Raw genomic sequence first — 12,566 nt, 5'->3', positions numbered from 1 at the left:
ACCTCCCGGGGGGTCAAGCCCGATCGTAGCCCCCGTCAAGATCACTCGCTGCGCCACGGTACGGCCGGCGGATCAGCTCCAGTCGGTCAGCAGGCGCCGGAACCGCTCGTTCGCCGCCCAGAACCTCGGCCGCACGTGGCTGTGACGCTTCCCCCCGAGGCGGCGGGGATGATGCAGATGCTCGGTCCTTGGCCGAACATGAACGAGGACGACGTCAGAGCCGAGGGCAACGCCGCGCGGGTCGCCCAGTCCGGTGCGGCCCCCTCGGGGCACGCCGCCGACTCGGCGGTCCGCGCCACCCAGCAGGTCTACCGGGGCGAGTCCGCCACCAGCATGGGCAACCACTGGAGCAGGACCGACGCGCAGGGTGGCCACACCGCCCAGGCGAACGCGGCCATAAAGGTGATGCCGGTGGCCCTGGAGGGCACCGCTTCCGTGGTGTCGGCGGTGAAGGTGGCGGCGGGCACGCAGGCGGTGTTCACCGCGGTCGGCGTGGCCAAGGCACTGATCTTCGGCGGGGCGGTGGCGGCGACGGTCGCGACGGCTCGGGTGCTGGCCTCGCGGCAGGCGGTCAGGAAGATTCTGCGTGAGGGCAGCGAGGGCACCGGCAAGGTGATCGCTCCCATCGTGCGCCGCCGCGTCACCGACCCGATGCGCCGCATCCTGGACGACCTGCGCCGCCCGGGAGGTCCCGGACCACGCCTGGCCGCGGCCGGCCCGCGCGGCGGGGTCCCCCTGCGCTCGTCCGGGCTGCGCAACCCGTCCGGGCCCCGGTCCGTCAAGGACGGCATCGCCCGGATGCATCGTCATCCGCCTGGAGGCAGGTGACCCGGTGACCAGGCTGTTCGCCGCCGCGGCCGCCGCGAGCCTGTCCGACGTGGAGGATTGGAGCCTCCTGGAGCACGCTGTCAGAGCCGAGGAGGAGGAGATCCGCTCGTTCGCCCAGGAACGGCTGAGCGAACTGCGCGAGGACGGACCCGGCTAGGCCGGGTTCGGGGCGTTGGTCCTTTCTCGCTCGGCTTCTTCGCGGATGGGGGTGGGGTTGGTCGCCTTGTCGTAGAAGGCGGCGACCGCGATGGCGGCCACGACGAAGCCCGCGGCGATCAGGAAGGCGAGGCTGTAGCCGTCGCGTTCGGCGGTGACGGTGGCGACGCCCTGGCCGATCAGCGTGTCGGTGCGCAGGGTGGCCATGGTGGCGATCACGGCGGTGCCGAGCGCGGCGCCGACCTGCTGGGCGGTGTTGGTCAGGCCGGAGGCCAGTCCCGCGTCCGCGGGTCGCGCCCCCGACATGGCTCGCATGATGAGGGCGGGGATCGCCAGTCCCATACCGAGGCCCATCAGGGCCAGGACCGGCATGATCTCGACCAGGTAGTCACCGTCGACGGGTGCGCGGCTCAGGAGGATCAGCGCGACCGCGATCGCCGACAGGCCGGTCAGCAGGACGGTACGCACGCCGAACCGCGCGGTGAGCGGCGCCGCGGCGAACAGCGAGATCACGCCGATCACCAGCGGGCCCGGCAGGAAGGCCAGCCCGGTCTGCAGGGAGTCGAAGCCGAGGACGCGCTGCAGGTACAGGGCGGTCAGGAACTGGAAGCCGAACCCGGCGGCGAACAGCAGGATCGTGGCGAGGTTGGCGCCGGACAACGTCCTGTTGCCGAAGACGCGCAACGGGACCAGCGGCTGGGCGGCCCTGGCCTGGCGGATCACGAACGCGACCAGCAGTGCCGCCGCGGCCAGGCCGTACAGGATGGTGGTGGTGACGATGGCGGCGATGCCGAGGGACAGGCCCGCGGTGACCAGTGCCGCGCCGAGAATGTCGGCGCCGCGGCCGAGACCGGGGCCGCGGTCGGCGGCGAACAGGCGTGTGGCGAGCACCAGCGCGAGCGCGCCGATCGGTACGTTGACCAGGAAGGCCCAGTGCCAGCCGATGGTCTGGGTGATGACGCCGCCGGCGAGCAGGCCGATCGCGCCGCCGCCCGCCGCGGTGAAGCTGTAGATGGCCATGGCCTTGGCCTGTTCGGCGGGGGCGGGGAACAGCTTGACGATCATGCCGAGGATCACGGCCGAGGCCAGCGCGGCGCCGACTCCCTGCAGCGTACGGCCGGCGATCAGCAGCGCGCTCGATTCGGCCAGCCCGCACAGCAGCGAGGCCAGGGTGAACACGGCGACTCCCGCGATGAACACCCGCTTGACGCCCAGCAGGTCGCCGAGTCGTCCGGCCAGGAGCAGCAGGCCGGCGAAGGCGATGAGGTAGGCGTTCATCACCCACGCCAGGCCGGGCTGGGTGAAACCGAGCTGGTCCTGGATGGTGGGCAGGGCGACCGTGACGATGGTCCCGTCCAGGATGATCATGAGCTGCATCGCGCAGAGCACGATGAGGGCGAGCCGGCGAGAAGGGGATTTCACAAGCTTCCTTTCCTTATGACGCGACACGACACGGCGCGTGTCGTTATGTTCGGCATTGTGGGCGCGGCCGAAGAGTCTTGTCAACACGCCACGTGTCGTTTCCTGTAGGCTGGGTCAGTGACACCGAACGAGAGCCGGCGCAGTGAGAAGAGCCGGCGGGCGATCCTGGACGCCGCCATGGATCTGTGCGCCGAGCTGGGATACGGCCGCGTGACCGTGGAGGCGATCGCGGCCCGCGCCGGCGTGAGCAAGAAGACGATCTATCGCTGGTGGTCGTCCAAGGGCGCGGTCGTGCTGGAGGCGATCATCGATGAGGTGCCGAAGAGCACCGCCTTCCCCGACACCGGCGATCTGGTCGCCGACCTGCGCGCCCAGATGACGGCCGTGCTCGCCCTCGTGCACGGGACGGCCTATCTCGGGGTGATCGCCGAAGCCCAGCACGACGACGCGCTCTCCCGGGCGCTGACCCACGACCTGCTCCGGCCGCGCAGAGCCGCCGCCGTCGAACGGCTGCGCGACGCGCAGGCGCAAGGACAGCTACCCGAGGGCGCCGACCTCGAGCTCGCCATCGACCTGCTGTATGCCCCGCTCTACTACCGGCCGCTCCTGCGGCTGGAACCGGCCACCACCCCTGAGCGCATCCAGGCGATCATCGATCACATCATCCGGGCGCTGAACGGCCAGGAATGAGGCCTCGGGAGCCGGTGGGGCCGGCTGTCGTCGCGTTGTGTGGTTGATCCACTACTCTGAGGTATCTTTGTGTCGACGAACTAGTAGTGGCCCGCTGGTGTTCATCGTTCATCCCACGTCGGGCCAGGGTGATCGTCGGCTTCCGCGACCGCGCGATCCCGATCCACCCGCAAGTCTTAGGAGCTGGCATGGCAACAGGCACCGTGAAGTGGTTCAACGCAGAGAAGGGCTTCGGTTTCATCGAGCAGGACGGCGGCGGCGACGACGTCTTCGCGCACTTCTCCAACATCGCCGCCCAGGGCTACCGGGAACTGCAGGAGGGCCAGAAGGTCTCCTTCGACATCGTCCAGGGGCAGCGGGGCCTCCAGGCTGAGAACATCGTGCCTTCCTGACCTCACGGCCCCGGCATCCACCACGGCGAAGAGCTTGTGCGGTCAACGGCGCAAGCGGGCGTCGATCCAGCGCAGGACGTCCGGGGCCGACGAGGTGAGGATCTGGAAGTGGTCGGTGCCGGGGTAGGTGATCAGCTTGGTGGCCGTGCCGAGTGCCTGGGCGTGCTCGGCGGCTTTCGCGGTCTGCGCCGGTGAGACCAGCACGTCGTTGAGTCCTTGCGCGACCAGCATGGGCGCGGCGGAACGGGCGCGGGGGACCGCGTTGTCGCCGAGCCACCCGCGCAGTTTCGCGGTCGCGGCACCGGTGGCGGGAGTGAACTCGGTGCCCGGCAGGTTCAGCTTCGTGAGCCGGTTCGTCAGGTCCGTCATGCAGGTGGTGTGGATGCGCGGGTACTCGCGGCGGGCCCGGGGTCCGAGATAGTCCGCGAGGCGCAGGCCGGGATGCTGCGTGGACAGCCCGGCCAGGATCGCCATGTAGTAGCCGTGGTCGACGGGCCGCAGCCGGGAGAGCTGGTCGACGTACGGCCGGTTGTCGGTGACCGGGGCGAGCGCGACCGTTCCCCGGAAGTCCAGGCCCTTGCCGTACCCGGCGGCGATCTCGCCGGCCGCCATGGCCGCGTGCCCGCCCTGGGAGTGTCCCACCGTCAGCCAGGCCCGGGACATGTCAGGGCTCAGCTCCCGGGCGGCCCGGACCGCGTCCACGACCGAGCGGGCCTGGCTTTCGGCGATCAGATACGGGTGTACGCCCGGGGTTCCCAGCCCCTCGTAGTCGGTCGCGGCGACCGCGTAACCCCTGCGCACGAACCCGGCGAGGTAGCCGGAATAGCCATAGCCGCCGAGCTCGCGGTCACGGGACGGGCTGCAGCGATCGCTCACACCTGTGGTGCCGTGAGCCCAGGAGACGACCCGCCGGCCGCCCGGCGGAGCCGTTCCCGAGGGCAGGAACACCGCGCCCGTCACCTCGATCCGGCGGCCTTTCGGAGAGGTGGACACGTACCGGATCCGGAAACCTGTCGCACCGGCGGCGGCCAGTTCGGCCGGCACGGCCAACGGGCGGCTTTCCAGCAGGATGCCGCCGGTGGCCGCGGCGGGCCGTACCGGCGCCGTGAGCAGTGCGGCGAGCAGGAGGACGGCCATGATCGTTCTCATCGCGTCACCCCGAGCGTCGCGCGCAGCTGATCCAGCAGAAGGTCCCGCAGGTCGGGTCCGGCGGGCCGAGGCTGAGCCAGGACCCTGGGGTAGAGGAGGCCGTCGAGCGTGGTGACGATCAGATCGGTGATCACCGCGACCTCGTGACGGGTCCGGAACGCCTCGCCGTCGATCCCCGCGTTCAGCACGGCCTCGAAGGGAGCGCGGTAGCTCGCCTGCAGCTGGTGACTGTGGGCGCGGAGCTCTTCGTCGTAGGCGGCCGCCGTCCAGAACTCCATCAGCATCCGCCACACCGGCACCGGCGTCGCGAAGCCCCGATCGATCAGCCCGACCAGCTGATCCCACGGGTCGCTCAGCTCGCCGACGCGCGCCCGCATCGAGTCCACCTCCGCTCGGGTGGACGTGCGCAGCGCCTCGGCCAGCATGTCCTCGCGCGTGCTGAAGTACACCTGCAACGTGCTGATCGCCACGCCACTCGCCGCCGCCACGTCCTTGAACCGCGTCTGGTGGAACCCGCGCTCGATCATCACCGCGACCACGTGCCCCAGCACTTCCTGCCGCCGCCCACTGGCCCGGCCTCTTCCTCGTTCTCCCATCATCATCGCCGTACTGTACCAAAATCCGGTACGGTGATACCGATTCATAGGTATTTGAACGATAGTTCTACTTGTACTATCGTTCAAATATCTAACGGAGGAGGACGCATGTCAGAGGTCGCGACGCGGCGTGCCGGAGCGCGCGAGTGGGCAGGCCTGGGGTTGCTGGCGCTGCCGACGGTGCTGCTGGGCCTGGATGTCACCGTGCTGTACCTGGTGCTGCCGAGCCTGGCCGGAGCCCTTGATCCATCGGCGACGCAAACGCTGTGGATCATGGACGCCTACGGGTTCCTCATCGCCGGGCTGCTCATCACGATGGGGACCCTGGGCGACCGGATCGGCCGGCGTCGCCTCCTGCTGATCGGGATGGCGGCCTTCGCGGTCGTGTCGGTGTTCGCGGCCTTCGCCCCCAGCGCCGAACTGCTGATCCTGGCCCGCGCCCTGCTGGGAGTAGCGGGGGCGACGCTGATGCCCTCGACGCTGTCGTTGATCTCCAACATGTTCGGCGACCCGCGGCAGCGGGCGATCGCGATCGGGGTCTGGGCCACGATGTTCGCCCTGGGCATGGCGGCGGGGCCCGTGGTCGGCGGCGCGCTGATCGACGCGTTCTGGTGGGGTGCGGCGTTCCTGATCGCGGTCCCCGTCGCGGTCGTCGTCCTGGCCGGCGCGAAGGCCCTCCTGCCCGAGTACGCCGACCCGCGGGCCGGACGGCTGGACCCGGCGAGTGTCGCCCTGTCCCTGGCGGCGATCCTGCCGGTCATCTACGCCGTCAAGCACGCCGCCGCCGACGGCGCGGACGCGAGCACGGTGCTCCTGCTCGCCGCCGGTGTGCTCGCGGGTGTGGTGTTCGTGCGCCGCCAGCGCCGTCTGGCCTCACCCCTGCTGGATGTCACCCTGTTCACCGACCGGGCCTTCTCCGCCGCGCTGACCGTGCTGCTGATCGGGCTCGTCGGCGTCGGCGGCACCATGTACCTGGTCACCCAGTACCTCCAGCTCGTCGAGGGCCTCACCCCCTTCACCGCGGGGTTGTGGATGGGGCCACCGGCCCTGGCGATGTTCGCCGCCGCCATCGGAGCGCCCCTGGTCGCCCGGCGGGTCCGCCCGGGGCTGGTCATGGCCGCCACGCTGGGCCTGTCGGTGATCGGGTACGCCCTGCTGGCGACGGCCGGCACCGGCGACGCCGCGGCTGTGGTGGCCGGGTTCGCCTTCATCTACCTGGGGCTGGGCGCGATCGCCGCCCTGGGCACCGACATGGTCGTCGGCGCCGCGCCGGTCTCGAAGTCCGGATCGGCCGCCGCGATGTCCGAGACCGTCCAGGAACTCGGCCTCGCCGTCGGCGTCGCCCTGCTCGGCAGCCTCGGCACCGCCCTGTACACCGCCGGCATGACCGCTCCCGATGGCACCTCGCCCGAGGTCGCCGCTCACCTCACCGGCAGCCTTTCCGGGGCGCTCTCGGTCGCCGGCCAGGTGCCCGCCGAGGTCGTGCGGGCGGCTCGGGAAGCGTTCACCACCGGGGTGAACATCGCCTCGGCCGCAGGGGGCGTCGCCATCGTCGTGGCGACCGTGCTGTGCCTTGTGGTCCTCCGGCATGTCCGTCCCCTGGGTGAGGACGACGCCGGCGACGGAACTCGATGACGAACCCTTCATGGCGCGGGCCATCCGCGACGGCCTGCTTCCGGACCGGGTCGGCCTGCTGCGCGACTTCCTCCCGCGGGCATTCCTGGTGCTGGCGTTCCCGCTGGTGTCCGGCCTCGCCGGAGGGTGGGTTCTCGCCGGACGCATGCTCGCCCCGCTGACCCGCATCACGGATGCCACCCGCCACGGCCCGCACCACGGGGTCACCCCGAGCTCCTGCCGCGGATGACGACGAACCTCGTGCACAACGCGATCGTCCACAACCTGCCCGAGCTACGCGGGCCGGTCGCGGATGGCCTGGGCGTGTTCGGTCAGCAGGTGGCGGAAGCTCCGCAGGAGGCCGGCCAGCCGCCTGAGGTCCTCCTCCGAGGTGGTGCCGAACAACTCCGTGGCGGCCCGGAAGAAGTCGTCGAACAGGCCGAACGCCCGTTCCGCGCCCAGGGGCGAGGCGTGCATGAGGACGCGGCGCCGGTCCTTCGGGTCGATCTCCCTGGCGGCGTAGCCGCCCGCCTCCAGCCGGGAGGCCATCGCGCTGATCGCCGCCGTGGTCAGGCCCAGGGCGGCGGCGATCTGGCCGGGACTCATGGGGCCGTGGCGGACGAGCAGGTTCAGGCACATGAGGTCGGTCTGGTTGATCCCGATCTGCCCGGCGGACGCGTTCCCGATGAGGTCGAGCGCCATGCTCAGTTCGAACAGCTCGCCCGTCAGCTCGCGGGCCAGCTCGTCCTTCGGATCCTTCGACAATTTGATACTCAAATCAATTGACTATTAGATGGTTTGAGTAAATGCTAGCACCGTGATGGACTCTCGCCACCTTTACAACCTCGGCTACCGGCTGGCCCGGATGCCCTGGGAGATCGGGCCGCGTGCGGAGCTGGTCGAGCTGGTGCGTTCCGGACGGCTGACGCCGGGCAGGGCCGTGGACCTGGGCTGCGGGACCGGAGCGAACGCGATCTTCCTGGCCCGGCACGGCTTCGAGGTCACCGGCCTCGACTTCGCCTCCGCCGCCCTGGCCAAGGCGCGCAGGAACGCGGCCAGGGCGGGAACCGGCGTGCGCTTCGTCGAGGACGATCTCACCCGGCTCCGCCAGGATCATGGCGACTTCGACGTCCTGGTCGACTACGGGACGCTCGACGACCTGTCGCCGCCCCGCCGCGACCGCTACGTGGACAACGTGGTGCCGCTGGCGCGTCCGGGCGCGCGGTTCCTGCTCTGGTGCTTCGAGTGGCAGCCGCGCCGCTGGGAGAGGCTGCGGCCCATGGAGCCCGGCGAGGTGCGCGAGCGCTTCGGCGGCCACTTCGCCATCGAGCGCCTCACCCGGACGACCGCGACCGGACGGCGGCGCCTCATACCCGGCCACGCCGCCTACCTGATGACCCGGCACGGCGCGGTGAACCTGCCATGACCGCCCAGATCGCCCTGGCCTGGGCCCTGGTCGGTCTCGCCGCCACGCTCGTTCTCGCCGCGCTCTCCGGCCGCATCGGACGGGACCGGGCGGCCGCCTGGCTCGTCGTGCTCGGCCTGGTCATGCTCGCGCTGGAGGAGCCGTTGCTCACGCTCTTCTGGTCGGTGGCGGGACCCGGCGCCGACCGGGACGGCATGGCCACGCTGGTCACCGAACTGGCCAGGGCGCACGTCCTGGACAGCGCGGCCATGGCCGCCGGGCTGCTCGTCCTGCTCGGGTGGATCGCCCTGACCGCGTTCCGGCGGGGGGAGCGCTGGGCCGTCGCGGTGATGACCACGGCGTGGGCGGTGGTCGCCGCGATCGTGGTCACGACGACGCTGGCCGTACACGGGAGGGGGTTGCCGGTCGGGCCCGGCAGCGGGTTCGGGTGGGAGCAGCTCGGGGTCGGGCTGCTCGCCTGGTTCGCCGGGTTGTGGGTGAAGCGTCAGGCGTCGATGAGGCCGTGCTCGGTCAGTTCCCAGTAGTGGCGGCGGCTGGGCCGCAGCAGCTGCCAGAGGGCGCGGTAGGCGGCGACGCTCATCAGCGCCCAGTAGACCGGTACGAACACCATCGTCCGCACCGCCGCGTGCAGCCCGCGCTCCAGGCAGCCCGCCATGTAGCCGTGCATGAGCAGCAGGTTGCCCGCCAGCATCGAGGCCACGGCCGTGTACAGGACCGGGCCGGGGAACAACCCGGCGATCGGGCCCGAGCCCGCGACCAGGTAGAGCGCGGTCATCGCCCAGAAGATCGGGTTGAGCAGCGTGGTGAGCGTGGAGAAGCCGATGGCGAGCTGGAAGGCGGCGAAGCCGCGCGGGCCCAGCTCACGCCACAACCGCACCGGGGCGCGCATGTGGACCAGCCAGGTCTGGCAGTAGCCCTTGATCCACCGGCTGCGCTGGCGCAGCCAGTTGCCCAGCCGGCAGTTGGCCTCCTCCAGCGTCACCGACTCCATCATGCGCACGCTCCAGCCGCGCCTGGCGATCCGGATGCCGAGGTCGGCGTCCTCGGTGACGTTGTACGGATCCCAGGCGCCGAGGTCGCGCAGGGCGCTGGTGCGGAAGTGGTTGGAGGTGCCGCCGAGCGGGATCGGCAGCCGGAAACGGTCGAGGCCGTGCAGGAACAGCCCGAAGTTGTGGGCATACTCGGCGGCGAAGCAGCGGGTCAGCCAGTTCGTCCACGGGTTCCAGTACTGCAGTTCGGCCTGCACGCACACCATCCACCGCGGCGAGCTGCGGAAGGCCGCCACCGCCTTGCGCAGCTGGAGGGGCTCGGGCTGGTCCTCCGCGTCGAAGATGACGCAGAACTCGCCGCGCGCGTGCCGCAGCCCGACGTTGCAGGCCTTGGGCTTGGTACGCGGGTGCCCGGCCGGGATCACCACGACCTCGAAACCCGGCGGCAACGCGCCCGGCAGGGCGTCCCTGGTCTCCTCGTCGTCCTCTTCGACCAGCAGCAGGATCTGCCGCCGATCGTGCGGATAGTCGAGAGCGGCCAGCCGTTCGAGCAGGTCGCGCAGGATGTTGCCCTCACGGTAGAGCGGCACCAGCACGGTGTACGCGGGCAGCTCGTCGTCCGGCGGCAGTTCCCCCGGGCCGAACCGCATCACGTGCGAGCGGTCGTGCCCGTAGGTCAGCAGCACCTTGAACGCGATGACGGCGACGTAGAGCACGCTCGCCGCCGCGGTCAGCACCAGGCCGGTCAGGGCGGGGTCGGCCATCGCGGCCGCCCCCGCCAGCAGCGCCGTGGCGGCCGCGGCCAGCGCCTGGCCGCGGCTCAGGAGCCGGCGGGCGCTGCCGTTCTCCGGTACGGAGGTCGTGGGCAGGGTCCGCTGCGTCATGCCGAACTCCCGATGCCGGAGAAGCGATAGATGCGCCGGTACGGATCCTCGTAGACCAGCGTGTAGCGGTTCAGCTCGGGCGACTCGCCCAGCGCCCGCCAGACCGGATCCTGATGGCCCGGTGTGCGCCGCAGGTGGATCCAGCGCACATCGCTGGCCGCCGGGTCGCGCAGCGCCGGTTCCCACCGGCGGAAGCTGCCCTCGTACAGGATCGAGGACAGCGGCAGGTGGGAGTCGAACGTCATCGTCTCGTTGCCGAAGGAGGCCATGAGCACGCGGCCGCCGTCGTAGTGCGTGCGCAGCCATTGCGCGGCCGTGCTGTTGGCGCGCTCGACGCCGGTCGCGCGGAAGGCCTCGGCCTCGCGCCTGGTGTCGATGCCGGAGGCGGCGGCGCTCACCGCGCAGGAGACCACCACCGCGCCGGCGAAGACGTGGCCCAGTGTGCGCAGCCGGGCGGCGGGCACGCGGGCCATCCTGAGCCGCAGGGCGGTGACGAGCGTCCTGACCTCCGCGGCCAGGCCACCGCAGAACAGCGCCACGGGCAGCAGCATGACCAGGCCGAAGCGGACGTTGTACAGGCTGCCGGTGACCTCTTCCACGTGCAGCGGGCGCTGGCCGCCGTACAGCGCGTACACGAAGAACGGCGCGAACACCAGCAGTGCCAGCGGCACCGGCGAGCGCCGCCGCATCAGGTGTACGGCCAGCCCGGCCACCCCGAGCACCGGCAGCACCGGCCCCATGTTGCCCACGACCGCGTAGGCGTAGGTGAGTGCCGACACCATCCAGTCGCCGGTCGTGACCTCGGTGCCCGACACCCACAGCGAGGGCCTGGAGAACTCGCCGCGGTGGAAGAAGAACGGATCCCCGAAGATCATCGTGTTCCAGGCCAGCCAGCCCGCGATGCCCGCGCAGGCGAGCAGCCCGTAGAAGATCACGTGCGCCTCGGCCCTGCGCAGCCTGCTGCCGCGCGGCGAACGGGTCCAGGTGATCGCGATCACGACGGCCGCCGCCGTCGGGACGAAGAACCACGCCTCGTACCGGGTGAGCGTGGCCAGCAGCGACGCCACGCCCGCCGCGGCCAGGTGCCGCGGCGCCCAGGTGCGGCACCAGCGGGTGAGGTGGTAGGTGGCCGCGGCCAGGCACGCCAGCAGCGGCAGTTCGGTCATGGGCGTGCTCTGCAGGTACAGGGCGCTCGGGCAGAGCATGAACACCCCGCCCGCCGTCAGGCCCGCGGCCCGGCTGTGCGTGAGCAGGCGCGCGGTCCGGTACAGGTAGCGGGTCGTCAGGACGTAGGCCGCCATCGAGATGAGCGAGCCCGCCAGGCCGGACAGATACCAGGAGTCCACCCAGACCAGCGGCAACGCCACCAGGTGCGGGAACGGCAGCCAGACGCCGCCCAGCTGCGCGAACCCCGGCGTCGGCGACTCCAGGACCCGGCGTGAGATCAGCAGGTGCGAGACGGCGTCCGGGTAGGACAGCGGCACGTCGGCGAAGTACACGCTCCCGGCCACCGACAGCGCGACCGCGACCACGGTCAGCCAGGCCAGCGCCGAGTCATGCGGGCGGAACAACCGGTGCGCGGCCCGCCCGGCCGGGCTGTGGCGGAACATGCTCGCCCACAGCCGCCCCAGGCCGAGCAGCGAGCGCAGCACGACCGCCGGGCGCAGGCCGGTCTGGTGGCCGTGCTCGCGGGGGAAGTGGTCCACCGGCCGCTGCACCACGCGGGCGCCCCTGGCCTGGATCTTGACGAGCAGCTCGGGCGAGATCGTGGCGGCGTCGCCGCGCAAGGAGACGTTCTCCAGCAGCCGCCGGTCGAGCAGCTTGTACGCGCAGTCCATGTCACGCACGCGGATGCGCAGCAGGGCCCGGCACAGGCGCGTCCACAGCCAGCCGAACATCCGGCGCGCGGGCGGGTCGGCGCGGCGCGAGCGGTAGCCGATGACGGCGTCGGCCCGTTCGGCGCCGGCCAGCTCCACGAACCAGGGCAGCTGCCTGGCGCGGAACTGGCCGTCGGAGTCGGTCAGGAAGATCAGCTCGGCGTCCGTCGAGTTGAGCGCGGCCTGGATGCCGGTCCGTACGGCCGCGCCGTACCCCTGATTGGCGGGGTGATGGATCACGAGCACCCGGCCGGGAAAGCGCTCGGCCAGTCGTTCGGCCACCTCGCCCGTCGCGTCCGACGAGCCGTCGTTCACCACGATCACCTGGTGATCGGTTCCGTCCAGGACGGTCAGGAAGTCCACAACCGTCGATTCCAGGCTGCCCTCTTCGCAATAGGCGGGCATCACCACGGCCAAGCTCACCAGCATCTCCAGACGCAGGCTCGGACTTACTCGACCTGACGGTTCATGTCAGGCAGAGTGGATCAACGGGCAGGGTATACGGCGTTTCCGCAGGTTGGACGGGGACGCGCCGACAATGTG

The 12,566-nt window shown here is 71.1% G+C and carries 14 protein-coding genes; 8 read left to right on the top strand and 6 right to left on the bottom strand.

Annotation, left to right across the window (positions count from 1 at the left end; genetic code table 11):
• Positions 1 to 135: 135 nt before the first annotated feature.
• Together ACIBI5_RS25830 and ACIBI5_RS25825 are read left to right on the top strand one after the other, a co-directional pair.
• Complete coding sequence (locus tag ACIBI5_RS25830; RefSeq protein WP_397250908.1) at positions 136 to 828, top strand: hypothetical protein; 693 nt, start codon at positions 136 to 138, stop codon at positions 826 to 828.
• 4 nt (positions 829 to 832) lie between these two features.
• Positions 833 to 985, top strand: coding sequence for a hypothetical protein (locus ACIBI5_RS25825; RefSeq protein ID WP_397250906.1), 153 nt, complete (start codon positions 833 to 835; stop codon positions 983 to 985).
• Here ACIBI5_RS25825 and ACIBI5_RS25820 read toward each other — a convergent pair.
• Positions 982 to 2,406 (bottom strand): MFS transporter, encoded by a 1,425-nt coding sequence (locus ACIBI5_RS25820; protein WP_397250904.1) that lies wholly within the window; start codon positions 2,404 to 2,406, stop codon positions 982 to 984. The genes ACIBI5_RS25825 and ACIBI5_RS25820 overlap by 4 nt on opposite strands.
• 117 nt (positions 2,407 to 2,523) lie before the next feature.
• Between ACIBI5_RS25820 and ACIBI5_RS25815 the strand changes: the two genes are divergently transcribed.
• Together ACIBI5_RS25815 and ACIBI5_RS25810 are read left to right on the top strand one after the other, a co-directional pair.
• Complete coding sequence (locus ACIBI5_RS25815) at positions 2,524 to 3,096, top strand: TetR/AcrR family transcriptional regulator (RefSeq protein ID WP_397250902.1); 573 nt, start codon at positions 2,524 to 2,526, stop codon at positions 3,094 to 3,096.
• Between the two features lie 188 nt (positions 3,097 to 3,284).
• The gene (locus ACIBI5_RS25810; protein WP_184964720.1) at positions 3,285 to 3,488 is read left to right on the top strand and encodes a cold-shock protein; all 204 of its coding nucleotides are present in this window, start codon (positions 3,285 to 3,287) and stop codon (positions 3,486 to 3,488) included.
• 42 nt (positions 3,489 to 3,530) lie between these two features.
• On the opposite strand, the gene ACIBI5_RS25805 is transcribed toward ACIBI5_RS25810, so the two are convergent.
• Together ACIBI5_RS25805 and ACIBI5_RS25800 are read right to left on the bottom strand one after the other, a co-directional pair.
• Positions 3,531 to 4,637, bottom strand: a complete 1,107-nt coding sequence (locus ACIBI5_RS25805; protein WP_397250900.1) for an alpha/beta hydrolase family protein — start codon at positions 4,635 to 4,637, stop codon at positions 3,531 to 3,533.
• On the bottom strand, positions 4,634 to 5,239 hold the full coding sequence (locus tag ACIBI5_RS25800) for a TetR/AcrR family transcriptional regulator (RefSeq protein WP_397250898.1): 606 nt from the start codon (positions 5,237 to 5,239) through the stop codon (positions 4,634 to 4,636). Before ACIBI5_RS25800 ends, ACIBI5_RS25805 begins: the two co-directional genes overlap by 4 nt.
• 102 nt (positions 5,240 to 5,341) lie before the next feature.
• On the opposite strand from ACIBI5_RS25800, the gene ACIBI5_RS25795 reads away from it, so the two are divergent.
• Together ACIBI5_RS25795 and ACIBI5_RS25790 are read left to right on the top strand one after the other, a co-directional pair.
• Positions 5,342 to 6,868, top strand: coding sequence for an MFS transporter (locus ACIBI5_RS25795; RefSeq protein ID WP_397250896.1), 1,527 nt, complete (start codon positions 5,342 to 5,344; stop codon positions 6,866 to 6,868).
• A gap of 10 nt (positions 6,869 to 6,878) precedes the next feature.
• Positions 6,879 to 7,097: a hypothetical protein gene (locus tag ACIBI5_RS25790; RefSeq protein WP_397250894.1), complete on the top strand. Its 219-nt coding sequence runs from the start codon at positions 6,879 to 6,881 to the stop codon at positions 7,095 to 7,097.
• Between the two features lie 44 nt (positions 7,098 to 7,141).
• Here ACIBI5_RS25790 and ACIBI5_RS25785 read toward each other — a convergent pair whose 3' ends face one another.
• Positions 7,142 to 7,612 (bottom strand): MarR family winged helix-turn-helix transcriptional regulator, encoded by a 471-nt coding sequence (locus ACIBI5_RS25785; RefSeq protein WP_397250892.1) that lies wholly within the window; start codon positions 7,610 to 7,612, stop codon positions 7,142 to 7,144.
• Between the two features lie 55 nt (positions 7,613 to 7,667).
• Between ACIBI5_RS25785 and ACIBI5_RS25780 the strand changes: the two genes are divergently transcribed.
• The gene (locus tag ACIBI5_RS25780) at positions 7,668 to 8,273 is read left to right on the top strand and encodes a class I SAM-dependent methyltransferase (protein ID WP_397251319.1); all 606 of its coding nucleotides are present in this window, start codon (positions 7,668 to 7,670) and stop codon (positions 8,271 to 8,273) included.
• Positions 8,270 to 8,797, top strand: coding sequence for a hypothetical protein (locus tag ACIBI5_RS25775; protein ID WP_397250890.1), 528 nt, complete (start codon positions 8,270 to 8,272; stop codon positions 8,795 to 8,797). Before ACIBI5_RS25780 ends, ACIBI5_RS25775 begins: the two co-directional genes overlap by 4 nt.
• Here ACIBI5_RS25775 and ACIBI5_RS25770 read toward each other — a convergent pair.
• Together ACIBI5_RS25770 and ACIBI5_RS25765 are read right to left on the bottom strand one after the other, a co-directional pair.
• On the bottom strand, positions 8,758 to 10,146 hold the full coding sequence (locus ACIBI5_RS25770; protein WP_397250888.1) for a glycosyltransferase: 1,389 nt from the start codon (positions 10,144 to 10,146) through the stop codon (positions 8,758 to 8,760). The genes ACIBI5_RS25775 and ACIBI5_RS25770 overlap by 40 nt on opposite strands.
• A complete protein-coding gene (locus ACIBI5_RS25765; protein WP_397250886.1) occupies positions 10,143 to 12,446 on the bottom strand; it encodes a glycosyltransferase in 2,304 nt (767 codons plus the stop codon). Before ACIBI5_RS25765 ends, ACIBI5_RS25770 begins: the two co-directional genes overlap by 4 nt.
• Positions 12,447 to 12,566 lie beyond the last annotated feature (120 nt).

It is taken from the genome of Nonomuraea sp. NPDC050540, assembly GCF_044457485.1.
Taxonomy (GTDB): domain Bacteria; phylum Actinomycetota; class Actinomycetes; order Streptosporangiales; family Streptosporangiaceae; genus Nonomuraea.
This window is presented reverse-complemented; position numbering and strand designations above follow the sequence as displayed.